We start from the raw sequence: 15,629 nt of genomic DNA, 5'->3' as shown, positions 1-15,629 counted from the left end.
ACCGGCGTCGAAGACCCCGCCGGGACGCCGTTGTCCGGGCGGGGTCCCGCGCTCGACGACGCCGTCAGCGCCAGCGTTCGGGGGTCACGGGAGCGTCCCACGCACGGGCGTAACGGCGCTTGTCGGGAGCGTCGTATTCCTTGCTGCGGTAGACCACGTACGGCCGGACCAAGTAGCCGACCGGCGCACTGAACATGTGCACCAACCGGGTGTAGGGCCACAGTCCGATCAGCGCGAGCACGACCAACCCGTGCAGCTGGAAGGTCCACGGCGTGTCCACCATCAGCTCGGGCCGGGGGGTGAGGGTGAACAGGCTGCGGAACCAGGGCGACACCGTCTCGCGGTAGTTGTAGGTGCCCCACAGCAGGTTGCTGCCCCAGGTGTTGAGCAGCCCGGTGACCAGCGCGGCGGCCAGCAGCCCGTACATCATCTTGTCGTTGCCGGTCGTCGCCTTGCGGACGGCCGGAACGGTGAAACGCCGGTAGAGCAGGATGGCCACCCCGGCCAGCACGGCGAGCCCGGCCACCGACCCCGCGCCCACCGCGATCAGGTGATACAGGTGCTCGGAGATCCCGACGGCGGCGGTCCACGACTCCGGGATCAGCACGCCGAGCACGTGACCGCCGAACACCCCGAGCATGCCGAAGTGGAACAGCGGGCTGCCCAGCCGCAGCAGGCGGCTCTCGTACATCTGTGAGGACCGGGTGGTCCAGCCGAACTGGTCGTTGCGGTAGCGCCACAGGTGCCCGAGTACGAACGAGGTGAACGCGACGTACGGCAGGATCAGCCACAGCGCGGTCGGCAGGTTCGGCGTTGCGTTCATCGTCGGCCTTCCGATCCGTCGAACAGGGAGGGGTCCATCGCGAAGGGCTCCAACCCGACCTCCTCCTCGGGCGGGCCCTGGGCGGCGAGTTCGGCGATGCGCCGCCGGTCCGCGGTGGTTGGCGGGGGCAGCGTCGCACCGATCGCCGCGAGCACGCCGGCGTAGGGAGAGCCGTTGTCGGACAACGACAGGCGCAGCAGCTCCAGCACCGGAACGTGCTCGCCGAGCAGCCGTTCGCCGCCGATGGGATCGACGGTGGCGGCGAACTCCAGCAGCACCGGCAGGTGATCGGGCAGTTCCTCGTCGCCGAGTTCGACGCCCGCGTGCCGGTAGGCGTGCTTGAACCGCAGCAGCGCCATCCCCCGCTTGCGGGTGTCCCCGTAGGCGTAGAAGGTCAGGTGCAGGCTGGCGCGGCGGCGCATGTCGAAGGTCGCGACATAGTCCGCGGCGAGGTCCAGGGGCGGGGTCGTGCGCAGGTAGTCGAGGCATTCGCTCAGGTGTGCGCGCACCTCCTGCGGCAGACCGGCCGCGGCGGCGGCCAATTGGTCGACCATCGCCAGCGTCTGCTCGCTCGGGTAGTCCAGCAGCAGCGCGGCGATCCGCCAGACCAGTTGCCGGTCCCGCTGGGCGAGTTCGACCGCCGGTTCCGGGCGGCGGCGAAGTTTCAGCAGGCTCATCGGCCTGCTCCGGTCGAGGCCGGGTCGCCCGCGACGGTCGCGTTGCCCGTGCCGTGCCCATTGCCGGTGCCGTTCGCGTATTCACCGTTGGCGTGTCCGTTGGCGCGCCCGTTGCCCGTGTCGTTCGCCTGCCCGTTCGTCGGGACCAAGCCCTTGGTGCTCTTGCCGTCCCAGTTCAGCAGATTGATCCGGGACGACTTCTCCTGCGGCGCGGCGTCGTTGCTGTCGGTGAGGTGGAACTTCTCCACCATCTGGTCGAACGCCGTCATACCGGGGCCGCCGTCGGTGTCCAGGCTGCATCCGGTGGCGAGCGAATCCAATTCGTGCGCACGGGCCCCCGCGCCGGTCGGGATGACGTAGCGGTGCTCGTACTTGGCGATGGCCAGCAGCCGGTACATCGCCTCGATCTCTTCGGGCTCCAGCCGCACCGACGGCGCGATCGAGGGATCGGGCTCCTCCCCGAGGTTCACCGACCGCATGAACGAGCGCATCGCCGCGAGACGCTGCAACGACGCGCGCACCGGTCCCACGTCGCCCGCGGTGAACAGCTCGGCCAAGTACTCCACCGGAATGCGCAGCGCGTCGATGGCGCCGAACAGGTTCGACGCGTTCTCGCCGTCGTGGCCGGTCTCGGTGAGCACGTCCACCACCGGCGACAGCGGCGGCACGTACCAGACCATCGGCATGGTGCGGTACTCCGGATGCAGCGGCAGCGCGATCTGGTAATCGACGATCAGCTTGTACACCGGCGAATCCTGGGCTGCCTGAATCCATTCCGGCGAGATCCCGGCCCGCTCCGCTTCGGCGATCACCCGCGGATCATGGGGGTTGAGGAACACGCCGAGCTGGGACGGGTAGAGGTCCTTGTCCTCGGTGACGGACGCGGCTTCGAGCACAGCGTCGGCGTCGTAGAGCATGACGCCGATGTAGCGCAGCCGCCCCACACAGGTCTCCGAGCACACGGTGGGGATGCCGACCTCCACGCGCGGGTAGCAGAAAGTGCACTTCTCCGCTTTGCCCGTCTTGTGGTTGAAGTAGATCTTCTTGTACGGGCAGCCCGACACGCACTGCCGCCAGCCCCGGCACTTGTCCTGGTCCACCAGCACAATGCCGTCTTCGGCGCGCTTGTAGATCGCGCCGGAAGGGCACGAGGCCGCGCACGACGGATTCAGGCAGTGCTCGCAGATCCGCGGCAGGTAGAACATGAAGGTCTCTTCGAACTCCAGTTTCACCTGATCGGAGAGCTTGGCCAGCAACGGGTCCCGGCCGACCTGCTCGGGGCCGGAGCCGAGGTCGTCGTCCCAGTTGGCGCCCCAGGTGACGTTCGTGTCCTCACCGGTGATCAGCGACTTGGGCCGCGCGACCGGCGTGGTGTCGGTGGGCGGGGAGGACAGCAGGTTGTCGTAGTCGTAGCTCCACGGCTCGTAGTAGTCCTCGACCGTGGGCAGATCCGGGTTGGCGAAGATGTTCAGCAGCCGCTTGAGCCGGGACCCGGACTTCAGGGTCAGCTTGCCGCGCTTGTTCAGCGTCCAGCCGCCCTTCCACTTCTCCTGGTCCTGGTACTGCCTCGGATAGCCCTGCCCGGGACGGGTCTCCACGTTGTTGAACCAGACGTACTCGGTGCCGCCGCGGTTGGTCCACGCCTGCTTGCAGGTGACCGAGCAGGTGTGGCAGCCGATGCACTTGTCCAGGTTCATCACCATGGCCAGCTGTGCCATGACGCGCATGTCAGTACCGCCTTCTCGCGTCGGTAGGTGCGTGGGGTGCGCTCGTGCCCGCCTCGCTCATGTCAGTACTCCACTTTCTGCGAGCGTTTGCGGATCGTGGTGACCTCGTCGCGCTGATTCCCGGTGGGGCCGTGGTAGTTCAGCGCGAAGGACTGCTGCGCGTAGCCGCCGATGAGATGCGAGGGCTTGATCATGATGCGGGTGAGCGCGTTGTGGATGCCGCCGCGCTTGCCCCTGCCCTTGGTGTCCTCGCCGAGGCCCTCGATGCGCGGCACGTCCACCGCGCGGTCCTGGGCGTGGTACATGAACACGGTGCCCTCCGGCATCCGGTGACTGACGATGGCGCGCGCGACCACGATGCCGTTGCGGTTGATCGCCTCGATCCAGTCGTTGTCGGCCACGCCGATCTTCGCCGCGTCGCGATCGGACATCCAGATCGACTGCCCGCCGCGCGAGAGCGTCAGCATGTGCAGGTTGTCCTGGTAGGCGGAGTGGATCGACCACTTGGAGTGCGGGGTCAGGTAGCGCACCGTGACACCCTTGTCGCCGACCTCGCCGACCGACGGCTCGTGGAACAGCGCGGTCATGTCCAGCGGCGGACGGAAGATCGGCAGCTGCTCGCCGAGCTCGATCATCCAGTCGTGGTCGAGGTAGAAGTGCTGCCGCCCGGTCAGCGTGTGCCAGGGCTTGAGCCGCTCGGTGTTGATGGTGAACGGCGAGTACCGGCGTCCGCCCGTCTCGCTGCCCGACCACTCCGGCGAGGTGATCACCGGGACCGGACGAGCCTGGGTGTCGGCGAAGGTGACCCGTTTGCCCTCGTGCTCGGCGGCCAGGTCGGCCAGCTGGGTTCCGGTGCGGCGTTCCAGGGCGTGGAAGCCCTCCACCGCGAGACGGCCGTTGGTGGTGCCCGACAGCGCGAGGATCGCCTCGGCCGCGTGCGTGTCCTTGGCCAGCGACGGGCGGCCCTGCGCCACACCGGACACCACCGTGCCGTTCATCCCGGCGAGGTACTCGACCTCCTGGTCGGGGTAGGTGGTGACGCCCTTGGTGGTGACGCCGAGCGTGTCGACCAGCGGCCCGAGCGCGGCCATCTTCTCCGCGAGCTTCGGGTAGTCGCGTTCGACGACGACCAGTTTCGGCATGGTCTTGCCCGGGATCGGTTCGCACTCACCGGCTTTCCAGTCCAGCACGCGCCCGCCCGCCTGGGCCGTCGCGTCCGGCGAGTCGTGCTGCAACGGCACGGCGACGATGTCCTTGCGCTTGCCCAGGTGCTTCTCGGCCATCCAGGAGAAGCCGCGCGCGATCCGGTGGAAGGCGTCGAAGTCGGTCTTGGCCTCCCAGGGCGGCGAGATGGCCGGGGAGAAGGCGTGCACGAACGGGTGCATGTCGGTGGAGGACAGGTCGTGCTTCTCGTACCAGGTGGCGGCCGGCAGCACGATGTCGGAGAACAGCGTGGTGCTGGTCATCCGGAAATCCAGCGACAGCAGCAGGTCCAGCTTGCCGGTGGCCGCGGTCTCGCGCCAGTTCAGCTCTTGGGGCCGCACGCCGGTGGCGTCGGTGGTCTGCAGGTTGGAGTCGGCGCCGAGCAGGTGGCGGTGGAAGTACTCGTTGCCCTTGCCCGACGACCCGAGCAGGTTCGCCCGCCACACGGTCAGGCAGCGCGGGAAGTTCTCCGGCGCGTCCGGGTCCTCGCAGGCGAACCGCAGGTCGCCGGACTTCAGCCCGTCCACCACGTGTTCGGGCGCGGTCTTGCCCGCGGCTTCGGCCTCGTCCACCAGGTCGAGCGGGTTGCGGTCGAAGGTCGGGTAGCTCGGCATCCAGCCGAGCCGGGTGGCCAGCGCGATATTGTCGGCGGCGGTGCGTCCGGCGAACTTGCCCGTGCCCAGCGGCGAGGCGAACGATTCCGCGGTGAACGGGTCGTAGCGCCACTGATTGTTGGTCAGGTACCAGAACACCGTGCCTTGCATCTGCCGCGGCGGGCGCTGCCAGTCCAGGCCGAAGGCCAGGGTGGACCACCCGGTGACGGGGCGGCACTTCTCCTGGCCGACGTAATGCGCCCAGCCGCCGCCGTTCACGCCCTGGCAGCCGGTCAGCAGGGTGAGCGTGAAGAACGCGCGGTAGATCTGGTCGGAGTGGAACCAGTGGTTGGTGCCCGCGCCCATGAGGATCATCGAACGGCCGCCGGAGCGGTCGGCGTTGTCGGCGAATTCGCGCGCGATGCGCTCGGCCTGGACGGCCGGCACGCCGGTGATGGCCTCCTGCCAGGCCGGGGTGTACGGCTCCGAGGCGTCGTCGTAGCCGGTCGGCCACGTACCGGGCAGTCCGTCGCGGCCGACGCCGTACTGGGCCAGCAGCAGATCGAAGACCGTGGTGACGCGCTTGCCCGCGACCGTCGTGGTCGGCACGCCACGGGTGAGCACGCCGGGTGTGTCGCTGTCGAAGCGGGGAATCTGTACGGCCGCAGCGTCGTCGGTGCGGCCATACAGACTCAGGAGGGGATCGACGTCCCCGAGATCGAGGTTCCAGCGCCCGGCGCCTTCGTCGCCGAACCGATGCCCGAGCGACCCGTTCGGCACCACCGGTCGCGCCTGCTCGTCCAGCAGCACCGTCTGGAACTGCACGCCTTCACCGGTGTGTCCCAGGTCGGCGGCGGTGAGGAACTTCCCCGGCACGTACTCCCCGTCGCGCTCGTCCAGCGTGATCAGGTACGGCAGATCGGTGAAGCGCTTGATGTAGTCGAGGAAGCGCGGCGTCGACCGATCGATGAAGAACTCCTTCAGCACCACATGACCCATCGCCATGGCCAGCGCCGCGTCCGTGCCGGGACGCGCGGGCACCCACTCGTCGGCGAACTTGGTGTTGTCGGCGTAGTCGGGGGAGACCACCACCACCTTCTGGCCGCGGTAGCGCGCCTCGGTCATGTAGTGCGCGTCCGGTGTCCGGGTGACCGGCACGTTCGAGCCCCACATGATGAGGTATCCGGCGTCGAACCAGTCCGCGGATTCCGGCACGTCGGTCTGGTCGCCGAACACCTGCGGCGAGGCCACCGGCAGGTCGGCGTACCAGTCGTAGAACGACAGCATGGAGCCGCCGAGCAGCGAGATGAACCGGGCGCCGACGGCGTGGCTGACCATGGACATCGCCGGAATCGGCGAGAACCCCGCCACCCGGTCCGGGCCGTACTGCTTGATCGTGTAGACATGTGCGGCAGCGGCGATCTCGGCCGCTTCCCACCACTCGGCGCGCACGAATCCGCCCTTGCCGCGGGCGGCCTTGTAGCTGCGCGACTTCTCCGGATCCTCGACGAGTTCGCCCCAGGCCAGCACCGGGTCCTTGAGCCGGGACTTGGCTTCCCGGTACAGCTCCAGCAGGGTGCCGCGCACGTACGGGTAGCGCACCCGTGCGGGCGAGTAGGTGTACCAGGAGAACGACGCGCCGCGCGGGCAGCCGCGCGGCTCGTACTCCGGCTTGTCGGAGCCCACCGAGGGGTAGTCGGTCTGCTGCGACTCCCAGGTGATCACGCCGTCTTTCACGTAGATCTTCCACGAGCACGATCCCGTGCAGTTCACGCCGTGCGTGGAGCGCACCACCTTGTCGTGCGACCAGCGATCGCGGTAGAACTCGTCGGCGCTGCGCCCGCCGACCTTGTGCAGGGTGCGCTGATCGGCCGAGACCTCGCCCCGGTGGAAATATTTCCCCAGCCGCAGGAGCGCGTCCCCGGCGTCGGTGGCCGGAGCGGAGGGTACGCGACCCTGGGTACGCGAATTAACCACGACGTCCCCTTCGAGCTGTGCGATCGGGTGGATGTTCCGACTGTAAAGAGGCGCGCACGACTGGCCAAACATCTCTCTCACAGCCCATTCGCGGGCCTGGTGAGTTGTGAGATCGGCGCAACGTCACGGTCACGGCAGCCCGTCGCGTCCGGGCGTCGGTCCGGGTGCCGACCAGGGGAAATATGCTCTGAACTGTACGGAATCGGATTCGGAACCGCCGCCTGCCGTACCCTCGGTGATGCTTTGGAAACGACGGGTTCTCCAGTGGTTTACATTTGTTAACACATCCGATCGGTCGTCTCGGGCGTCTTGTTCACCGGCTCCGCGGCGTTTTCGCACCGACTTCCGCGCGACGTATTGTAAGGCTAATCACAATTCGCCGAAAATTGTCTGTTGCCGATGAATTCAGTGCCCGCCGGATCGAGGGGGCCGCCTCTGGAATTCACTCGATCGGGTCGCTGTCCACTGGCGCACCGCCTGCCACCCTCGACTGGACCGGGCTGCTCCTGGCATGAACGGGGTCGGTCTCGGTATCGGCAACGCGGTCGTGGAGCGGCTGGTGCTCGCGGACACGCGGTGGTGGCCGAGCGCGACGCCGATTCCGCTGTCCCGGGTGGGTCGCCGTGGCCGTGGGAGACGCGGCTGCGGAGGTCACCGAACGGGCTGCCGATCGCGGGTAGGAAGCGGGCACGTTCGCCGTTCGGTCACGATCCGGCAGCCTGTGTGCGTGCGGTGCCCGGGCGCGGTCGTCGCCTTGAAGCTCATCGCACCGGGCGATCCCGGTGTCGCGGGAACGACAGCGCTACTGCCGCAACGGCTTGCGCCCGTCGACCGGCTGTGCGCCACAACGACGGGCCGGTCGATCCGAAAGCGATGGCGGCACAGGCGTGTGCGGCGGGTCAGGCGATCGCGGCGGGATCGATATCGGCGAAGGTGTCGACCCAGCGGTGCGGCGGCCGTGGCGGATTGGGCTCGCCGGGCCGGGCCAGTCCGACGACCCGCCACCCCGCGGCGACGGCGGCGTCGAGTTCGTCCGGGTGGTCGGACAGGAACAGGATGCGTTCGGCGGGCGCGCCGACAGCTCCCGAGATCTTGTCGTAGGAGGCGGGTTCGCGCTTGCCGCCCGCGGTCGACAGATCGAAGTATCCGCTGATCAGCTCGCTCAGACTGCCGCCGCGGGCGAACGCGAACCAATCCTGTTGATTGCGTACCGATCCCGAGGAGTAGACGTACAGCGCGAGCCCGGCGGCGTGCCAGGCGGCGAGCGCCGTTGGCACGTCCGGGAAGAACTCGCCGTGCAGCGCGCCGCTGCGGAAACCTTCGGCGCAGATCAAGCCCTGGGCGGTCTTGAGCGGCTCGGCTTTCACATCGGAATCGAGCCATCCGCGCAGGATCGCGGCGGCCTCGGCCGGCCCCGCGTCCGGCTGCCCGGCCAGCTCCCTGGTCGCGGCCAGGACGGTGGCCGCCGCCGGGCTCTCCTCGGCCAGCCAGCCCGGAAGCCGCTGACGGGTATAGCCGTACAGGTCTTCGCGAACCGAAGCGGTGGGGCTGGTGGTGCCTTCGATGTCGATGACGACGGCGCCGATCACTGCGCGGTCAGCAGCTCGTCGAGGGTGGGAAAGCCCGCGCTGATCTTGTCGCCGGTGAAGTTGCCGACCCAGCCGTCGGCCTCCTCGAAGAAGCGGATGGCGATGAAATCCGGGCGCGCGCCCATGTCGAACCAGTGCAGCGTGCCCGCGGGCACCGACAGCAGATCGCCGCCTTCGCACACCACCGCCAGGACCTCGTCGCCCAGGTGCAGGTAGAAGCAGCCACGTCCGGCGGCGAAGAAGCGCACCTCGTCCTCGGCGTGCCGGTGCTCGTCGAGGAACTTCTTGCGCGCGCCCTCGGCGATCTCCGGCCACTGCGGGTCGGCGTCGTCGGGGTGGATGCGGGCGATGTCGATGTGCTTGTAGCGTCCGGACTCGTTCAGGTCGGTGACGTCCTCGGCGTAGTGCGCGAGCAGCTCGTCGGAGGACACCGACGCGGCGTTCGCCACCACCGGCCAGCGGCCGAAGGTGATGCCGTGCTTCGCCAATTCGGTGCCGATGCGCTCGTCGTCGGTGGTACGCACCCGCACGTCGGCCGCGTTGTCGGCTGCCATCACCTGTAGCAGGGTCATGTCGGTCCAATCTCGAGGAAGTCGTCGCGCGGGCCGATCGCCGCCGGACTACCGGTGCGCGACACCAGCTCACACAATGCTTCCAGGCATTCGGCGCGATCGCGCGCCTGGGCGAGGTTCGCACCCCACGCGGTGATCCCGTGCCCGGCGATGACCAGCACCGGCAGCGCGCCGGGATGGTCGAGGAGGTAGCGCTCGATGTCCGCGCCGATGCGCGGCACCTCGGGCCAGTTCGGGAACACCGGGATGTCCGCGACGGCCGGGTCGTCTCCGCCGAGCCCTTTGATCAGCTCGTAGTCGGTGATCCGCAGCATGCCGAGCGTGCCGGGCGCCGCCGAGCGGGTGGCCAGCGCCGTGGCGAACGGCGGATGGACGTGCACGACCGCCTGGGCCGGGCGGGTCCGGTACACGGCGGTGTGGATCGTGGTCTCCGCCGAGGGTCTGCGCCCGTGGTCGGACACCGGCGCCGAATCCGCCACGCGCACGGTCACCATGTCTCGCTCGGTGAGTTCGCCCTTGGACAACCCGCTGCCGGTGACGATCGCGGTAGCGCCGGTGCGCACCGAGATATTGCCCGCCGTACCCGGCATCCACCCGCGCCGGTACAGCTCGTGAGCGATGTCCGCGACGGCCGCGCCGGGCGAGCGATCGGATCGGTGCACCACGCCGTGCTCGGTGACCACGGCGGTCACCAGTTCGGCCGGGGTCACGTCGAAGGCCGGGTTGAAGACCTCGGTGTGCGCGGGAGCCGTCGCCACGCCGCCGAATCCGGTCACTTCGGCCGCCGCGCGTTCCTCCACGACGATCTCCCGACCGGTGGCCATCGCCAGGTCGCGAGTGGATTCCGGGGCGACCACGACGAACGGGATGCCGTGGTGGCGGGCGGCCAGCGCGAGACCGTAGGTGCCGATCTTGTTGGCGACGTCGCCGTTGGCGGTGACCCGGTCCGCGCCGACGAGCACGCAGTCGACCTGCCCGGTCGCCATCGCCCAGGCGGCGGCGGAATCTATGGTCAGCCGGTGCGGGATACCCGCTTCGGCGAGTTCCCAGGTGGTCAGCCGCGCGCCCTGCAACAGCGGGCGGGTCTCGTCCACCAGGACCTGCTCGATCGCGCCACGCTCGGCCAGCACCCGCAGCGTGCCGATGGCGGTACCGAACGCGCTGGTCGCCAGTCGCCCGGTGTTGCAGTGGGTGAGCACCCGCAGCGGCCGGTCCGGACACAGGCGCTGCACCAGGTCGGCGGCGTTGCCGGCGGCGGCCCGGTTGACCCGGCCGTCCTCGGCCAGCATGTCGAGCGTCTCGGCCAGGACCGCGTCGGCGCCTCGGCTCACCTTCGCCCGGACCCGCCGCACGGCCCACGCCAGGTTGACCGCCGTCGGCCGCGCCGCGGCGATCCGGTCCGCCTCGGCCCGCACCGCCGCCTCGTCGACGACGCCGTCCACGGTGTGCGCGGCGGTGGCCATGACGACGCCGAACGCGCCCGCGATGCCGATGGCGGGCGCGCCGCGGATGGCCAGCGCCTTGATCGCGTCGATGACCTGGTCCACCGTGCTCAGTCGCAGCTCACGTACCTCGTGCGGCAGTCCGCGCTGGTCGATGGTGACGAGCGCGCCGTCGTCCCAGACCAGAGAGCTGTCGTCCATCGGGCACATCCTTATCGCGTCGAGCCGTGTCGTGCCTGGTCAACGCTATCGGACGGCGGATAGCGGGCGGAAATCGCGTCAGGCCGGTTCGGCGCGCAGGTCGGCGGCGCGTTTGCGCGGGTCGTAGTCCGGGCCGACGCCCTCGATCAGCAGCAGATCGCCGTCTATGTGATCGGCGCGCAGCGGCAGGATCTCCTGGTAGGCGGGCGAGCGGTACCACTCCCGCGCTTCGGTCATGCCGGGGAACTCGATCAGGACCATGCTCCCGGGCCAGTCGCCTTCCACGACCTCGGCCGGTGGCCCGTGGATGACGAAGCGGCCGCCGAACGGGTCCAAGGTGGCCTGGATGCGCTCCAGGTATTCGAGGATGTCGGGATGGGGCCTGCGACTGCGGAGGTGGGCGAAGCCATAGGCGGACATGATGTTCGGCGTTCCTTCGTTCGATGACACCGGGAATGGCGTCGAACCGACGGTAGGTCCGCCTCGCGCGGGGTGACAATTACCCGCGGGGTAAGCACACCGGTCTTTGGACGACCGCAGCCGCCGGTCCCGGGAGGAGTTGGGGGCCGGCGGCGCGGGTGGCGCAGATCAGCTACTGGCGGCGGTCCTGCTCGCCGCGCCGGTCGGGCATCTCGGACCTGGTGCCCCGACGGCCTTCCATATCCGCGCCCTCGCGCATGTCCTGCTCCTGGCGCTGTTGCTGCTGCTGCCTCGGCATCTGCTTCGGCATTTTCTTAGGCGTTTTCTTCGACTTTTCAGCCATCTCCACACGGTCCTTTCCGGGGGATTGATATTCGCCTAACGAACAGCCTAACGAACTCACGATAGCGAGCGGGTATGGCTTTTGGAAGGGGAAATGGAAAATATGGCCTGGAGCGGCTGTATGTCTCATTACCGCAGGTAGAGGCGCTATTGAAGGCGAGTTTCAGTGGCGAATACGCCTGGGTGCCAGTGTGCGGCTATATTCCGGTGGCCGGTTGGCGGGCGGCTCGGAAGGTGGCAAACCGACATGCGCGCATATGTTCGATATCGGTGCGGATTCGTGTCTCCGCGGTTATTCCCGATGAATTGTATTCCGCTGCGTGAAAGCGCGCGTCGTGGCGAGTGGGTCGGGTCGTGCTCGTGAAAGTCGCTGTGCCGCAGAGGTTATTCGTGCCGTCCGGGACTCGGCGCCACACTCGCATCGTGGGGTCACGCCCTGCTGGTGCCGTCAACGAGTTGCACCCCAACAACTTTCGCGGCAAGCGACGAAGCGCGATCCCTCGGGACGAGTCGTGTCGCTCGACCTCAGCCGCGCAACGGCAGGAACTCGACCAGCGCGCCGTCGACGGCGCCGGGCGGAACCACGACCAACCCGTCGCGGTCGACCAGACCGCCGAGATGGGCGGTGCGGATGGCCGGGTCGCCGACCCAGCCGCCTGCCTCGACGGCGCGAGCGGGCACCACACGGGTCACCTGGGCCGCGATCTCGGCCGCGTTGTGCAGCGGCCCACGCAGCGGGCGGGCCGCGGACGCGCCGGTGCGGCCCTCGACGATCGCGGGCGCGAGCGCCATGAGCGTGGCGACGGCGGCGAACGGGTTTCCGGGCAGGCCGAGTACCGTCGTGCCGGCGGCGAGTTCGGCGACGACGGTGGAACCCCCGGGACGCAGCCGCAGGCGCGGCACCACGATCCGGGCTCCGGCGCGGGCCAGGGCGGCGCGAAGCTGGTCGGCGGCCCCGCCGCCGGTCGCGCCGACGATCACCAGCAGGTCGTGATCCGGCGCCACGGTGAGCACCTCGTCGAATCCGTGCGGAGTGTCGCGCAGGTGCGCTCGATCGGCGGTGCGAATGCCATACCGGGACAGCAGATCCGGCAGGACCGGGCCGATCGAATCGCGGGTCTGGCCCGCCTGTAGCGGCCCCTCGCTGCGGATCTCGTCACCGGTCATGACGATGCGCGCGCGTACCGGGCCGCGTACCGCCGCCGCGGTGACTTCGACGCTCGCCGCCGCGGAGATCAACGCGGCGGTGACCGGCGTGCTTTCCGGGGCGACGAGATCACCGGCCTGCCGGTCCTCACCACGGCGGCGGATGTCGTCGCGCAGCGGGGTGTCCGGCAGGCGGTACAGCGTCTCCGCGGCGACGTGCGCGAACTCGTCGCGCAGCACACCCGTGGTGCCGTCTGGGACGTGCGCGCCGGTGGCGATCCGCACCGCTTCGCCCGGCAGCAGCCCCACCGGCCGCCTGCCGCCCGCGAAGCCGATATCGCGGCGCAGACGCCACGGGCCGTCACCCGCCACCGCGTAGCCGTCCATCGCGGAGACGTCGAAGCGGGGCAGCGGTCCGGCGGCCGTCAGCGGTCCGGCGAGCGCGGCCCCGATCACCGACCGCAGGTCGGCTTCGTAAGCGGTGAGCCGGGTCAGATTGCCGCGCAGCAGCTCCCGCGCCTCGTCGAGATCCAGCGGCGGGTGCCGCCGCGGCGCGTCGACTGTGGCCCTGGCCTGCCGCACCTGCTCCTCGGTGTCGCAGTCGCCGACGCCGGGCAGCGGGATGATCGCGGCGGCGGCGGGCACCAGCGCCTTCATCGGCTGGTTGATCAGCGGGCCGAGCCCCTCCAGCGCGGCCGCCAGCGCCGAGCGCCGCCACACCCCGATCAGATACTGCGGGCGTCCGGACTCGTCGGCGGCGAACACCGCGTCCGCGCCGGATTCGTTGGCGTGCCGGATGAGTTCGGCGACCGCCCAAGGCGCCAGGAAAGGCAGGTCGGCGGCCAGCACCACGATCAGCGGCGCGGCGGAGCCGAGCGCGCGCAGTCCCGTGTCGATCGCCGCCACCGGACCCGACCCCGGCGGCACCTCACGCACCTGGAGCAATTGCGGCGGCAACTCGGGCCGGTGCGGTCCCACGACCACCGTGTGCCCGCACGAAGCGACGGCGGCGAGCGCGACGTCGAGCATGGAGCGGCCGCCGATGACGATGGCCGGTTTGTCCACCCCGCCCATCCGGCTGGCCCGGCCGCCCGCGAGCACGATGGCGTCGGCGGCGGTCATAGGCCACGGCTTCGCGCTGGGTACACCATGTCCGTCATGCTAATTCGTCACGGCCGGGAAGCCGCGGACCGGACCGCGTCGATCAGGCGTTCGACCAGAACCGGGCCGGTGGCAGCAGCCGGAACTCGTTGAGTTCGGGATCGGCGAGCACGAGGTCGGTGTCGCGGTCGGCCGCCGGGGCCCCGCGGTCGACCGTGGTGGCGCCCGCGGCGTGCAGCCTGGCCACCTCGGCGGCGCGGTCGTCGGCCGGGAACGAGGTGAGGTCCAGGCGCAGTCTGGTCCGGCCGGTCCCCGCGTCGGGCGTGCGGACGAACTCCAGCCAGGAGCCGAGTCCGGTCGGCGAACGCAGCCCGGCCAGCCGCTCGCCGCGGCGCGCGGACGGCCAGCCGGTGGCGACCGCCCAGAACTCGGCGAGACGCTCGGGGTCGCGCGTGTCCACCACCACCGCCGCGACGGCTCCGGTGTCCACGTACTCCTCCCTGGGTTCGAGCACGCAGAACTCGTTGCCCTCCGGATCGGCCAGCACGGCCCACGGCACCGCGCCCTGGCCGATGTTGACCGCTCGCGCGCCCAAGGCCAGCGCCCGGTCCACCTGGGTGCGCTGATGCTCCCGCGAACGGGTGGCCAGATCCAGGTGCAGGCGGTTCTTGCCGATCTTTGCGCGCATCGCGGGCAGGAAGGTCAGGGCGAGTTCGCCACCGTCGGCGTCGGGGGCCGCGACGTTCACCTCGTCGGGCCGGTCGAGCGTCACACTCCAGCCGAGCAGTTCGGCCCAGAAATCCGCGACCGAACGCGGCCGGTCGGCATCGAACACGACACATGCCAGGCGGGTGGGCATCTGTCCACGGTACTGGCCGCCGATCCAGCTCGGAGCCATTTCCGGAAGCGGCGCTCAGCCTGCCGGAGGATCGGGCAGCGGGAAGCGCGCGGCGCGCAGGTCGACGCGTCCGTCCCGGATCGGCACGCCTTCCTCGGCCAGCAGGCGCAATTGACGCCCGGCCAGGTGCGCGGCGGGCCTGCCGCTCGCGCCGAGCACGCGATGCCAGGGCAGATCGGCCGCGTCGGTGCGCATGATCCAGCCCACGGTGCGCGGCGTGGACAGCCCAGCGGCCGCGGCGATGTCGCCGTAGGTGACGACCCGGCCGGGCGGGACCGCCGCCACCAGGGCGCGCACCTGCTCGATCTGGGCGTCGCTGGTCGGCATCGGCTCAGAGCACCGAGCGCACGAGTTCGCCGGTCTCGGCCGGATACGCCTGAGCCACCATGTGATCGCAGTTCCATTCGAGCACGGTCAGGTTCGCGCCCATGTGCTCGGTGAGCGCCGCGCGGAACTCCGGGGTGACGAACGGCGGGTGCACCTTCATCGCCTGCACCAGCACGGTGGGCAGGTCGGTGGGCGGCAGCACCCAGTGCCGGGCCAGCTGGCCCCAGTAGGAGTTGACGGCGGGCAGGCTCATCCGCCAGCCGAAACGCCCGTCGGCGGTGGGCATCAGATGTTCGTCGAGTTCGGCCTGCAGCAGCCGCGGCTCGACATCGCCCCAGCCGGTGTCCAGCTTGTCCTGGCGCGCGTGGTCGACGCTGTCGTAGTCGGCCGACACCAGCGTGGACAGCGCGATCTCGTTGAGCCATTCCGGTTCCAGCGCGATGGCCGGATCGAGCAGCACGAGCTTGCGCACCAGGTCGGGATGCCGATGCGCCAGGTGCAGCGCGCACGCGCCGCCGAAGGAGTGCGCCACCACCACCACCGGCCCGTCCGCCTCGGTGGTGACCAGGTCGACCAGGTCGTCGACGATGG

The 15,629-nt window shown here is 69.8% G+C and carries 13 protein-coding genes; all 13 read right to left on the bottom strand.

Features of this window, described 5'->3' with window-relative positions; genetic code table 11:
* Positions 1-64: 64 nt before the first annotated feature.
* A complete protein-coding gene (narI, locus tag ON27_RS21310) occupies positions 65-823 on the bottom strand; it encodes a respiratory nitrate reductase subunit gamma (RefSeq protein ID WP_043730545.1) in 759 nt (252 codons plus the stop codon).
* Positions 820-1,500 (bottom strand): nitrate reductase molybdenum cofactor assembly chaperone, encoded by a 681-nt coding sequence (gene narJ / locus ON27_RS21305; protein WP_043730542.1) that lies wholly within the window; start codon positions 1,498-1,500, stop codon positions 820-822. Before narJ ends, narI begins: the two co-directional genes overlap by 4 nt.
* Positions 1,497-3,218 carry a nitrate reductase subunit beta gene (gene narH, locus ON27_RS21300; RefSeq protein WP_043730649.1) on the bottom strand — a complete coding sequence of 574 codons (1,722 nt, stop codon included), beginning with the start codon at positions 3,216-3,218 and terminating at the stop codon, positions 1,497-1,499. The genes narJ and narH overlap by 4 nt, the downstream gene beginning before the upstream one ends.
* A gap of 71 nt (positions 3,219-3,289) precedes the next feature.
* Positions 3,290-7,000 (bottom strand): nitrate reductase subunit alpha, encoded by a 3,711-nt coding sequence (locus ON27_RS21295; protein WP_043730539.1) that lies wholly within the window; start codon positions 6,998-7,000, stop codon positions 3,290-3,292.
* Positions 7,001-7,899: 899 nt separating this feature from the next.
* Positions 7,900-8,589: an acireductone synthase gene (gene mtnC / locus ON27_RS21290; RefSeq protein WP_043730537.1), complete on the bottom strand. Its 690-nt coding sequence runs from the start codon at positions 8,587-8,589 to the stop codon at positions 7,900-7,902.
* Positions 8,586-9,161: a 1,2-dihydroxy-3-keto-5-methylthiopentene dioxygenase gene (locus ON27_RS21285; RefSeq protein ID WP_043730533.1), complete on the bottom strand. Its 576-nt coding sequence runs from the start codon at positions 9,159-9,161 to the stop codon at positions 8,586-8,588. The genes mtnC and ON27_RS21285 overlap by 4 nt, the downstream gene beginning before the upstream one ends.
* Positions 9,158-10,804, bottom strand: coding sequence for a bifunctional S-methyl-5-thioribose-1-phosphate isomerase/methylthioribulose 1-phosphate dehydratase (locus ON27_RS21280; RefSeq protein ID WP_051046849.1), 1,647 nt, complete (start codon positions 10,802-10,804; stop codon positions 9,158-9,160). The genes ON27_RS21285 and ON27_RS21280 overlap by 4 nt, the downstream gene beginning before the upstream one ends.
* A 78-nt stretch (positions 10,805-10,882) precedes the next feature.
* Complete coding sequence (locus ON27_RS21275) at positions 10,883-11,224, bottom strand: DUF1330 domain-containing protein (protein ID WP_043730525.1); 342 nt, start codon at positions 11,222-11,224, stop codon at positions 10,883-10,885.
* A gap of 172 nt (positions 11,225-11,396) precedes the next feature.
* Positions 11,397-11,567 carry a hypothetical protein gene (locus ON27_RS43030; RefSeq protein WP_157227268.1) on the bottom strand — a complete coding sequence of 57 codons (171 nt, stop codon included), beginning with the start codon at positions 11,565-11,567 and terminating at the stop codon, positions 11,397-11,399.
* A gap of 524 nt (positions 11,568-12,091) precedes the next feature.
* On the bottom strand, positions 12,092-13,834 hold the full coding sequence (locus ON27_RS21270; RefSeq protein WP_043730522.1) for an NTP transferase domain-containing protein: 1,743 nt from the start codon (positions 13,832-13,834) through the stop codon (positions 12,092-12,094).
* An 82-nt stretch (positions 13,835-13,916) separates the two neighbouring features.
* Positions 13,917-14,672, bottom strand: a complete 756-nt coding sequence (locus tag ON27_RS21265; protein WP_043730646.1) for a VOC family protein — start codon at positions 14,670-14,672, stop codon at positions 13,917-13,919.
* Positions 14,673-14,726: 54 nt separating this feature from the next.
* Positions 14,727-15,038, bottom strand: a complete 312-nt coding sequence (locus ON27_RS21260; protein WP_043730519.1) for an MGMT family protein — start codon at positions 15,036-15,038, stop codon at positions 14,727-14,729.
* 4 nt (positions 15,039-15,042) lie between these two features.
* A partial coding sequence (locus ON27_RS21255) for an alpha/beta fold hydrolase (RefSeq protein ID WP_043730516.1) occupies positions 15,043-15,629 on the bottom strand: 587 nt, incomplete at its 5' end.

Source organism: Nocardia asiatica NBRC 100129, from assembly GCF_000308415.1.
In the GTDB taxonomy this organism is placed as follows: domain Bacteria; phylum Actinomycetota; class Actinomycetes; order Mycobacteriales; family Mycobacteriaceae; genus Nocardia; species Nocardia asiatica.
This window is presented reverse-complemented; position numbering and strand designations above follow the sequence as displayed.

Bases quoted from the DNA above. Each gene is read 5' to 3' on its own strand.
- ON27_RS21280 (WP_051046849.1), bottom strand. From the start codon at position 10,804: ATGGACGACAGCTCTCTGGTCTGGGACGACGGCGCGCTCGTCACCATC.
- ON27_RS21275 (WP_043730525.1), bottom strand. From the start codon at position 11,224: ATGTCCGCCTATGGCTTCGCCCACCTCCGCAGTCGCAGGCCCCATCCC.
- narI (WP_043730545.1), bottom strand. From the start codon at position 823: ATGAACGCAACGCCGAACCTGCCGACCGCGCTGTGGCTGATCCTGCCG.
- ON27_RS21270 (WP_043730522.1), bottom strand. From the start codon at position 13,834: ATGACCGCCGCCGACGCCATCGTGCTCGCGGGCGGCCGGGCCAGCCGG.
- ON27_RS43030 (WP_157227268.1), bottom strand. From the start codon at position 11,567: ATGGCTGAAAAGTCGAAGAAAACGCCTAAGAAAATGCCGAAGCAGATG.
- ON27_RS21285 (WP_043730533.1), bottom strand. From the start codon at position 9,161: ATGACCCTGCTACAGGTGATGGCAGCCGACAACGCGGCCGACGTGCGG.
- narH (WP_043730649.1), bottom strand. From the start codon at position 3,218: ATGGCACAGCTGGCCATGGTGATGAACCTGGACAAGTGCATCGGCTGC.
- narJ (WP_043730542.1), bottom strand. From the start codon at position 1,500: ATGAGCCTGCTGAAACTTCGCCGCCGCCCGGAACCGGCGGTCGAACTC.
- ON27_RS21260 (WP_043730519.1), bottom strand. From the start codon at position 15,038: ATGCCGACCAGCGACGCCCAGATCGAGCAGGTGCGCGCCCTGGTGGCG.
- ON27_RS21265 (WP_043730646.1), bottom strand. From the start codon at position 14,672: ATGCCCACCCGCCTGGCATGTGTCGTGTTCGATGCCGACCGGCCGCGT.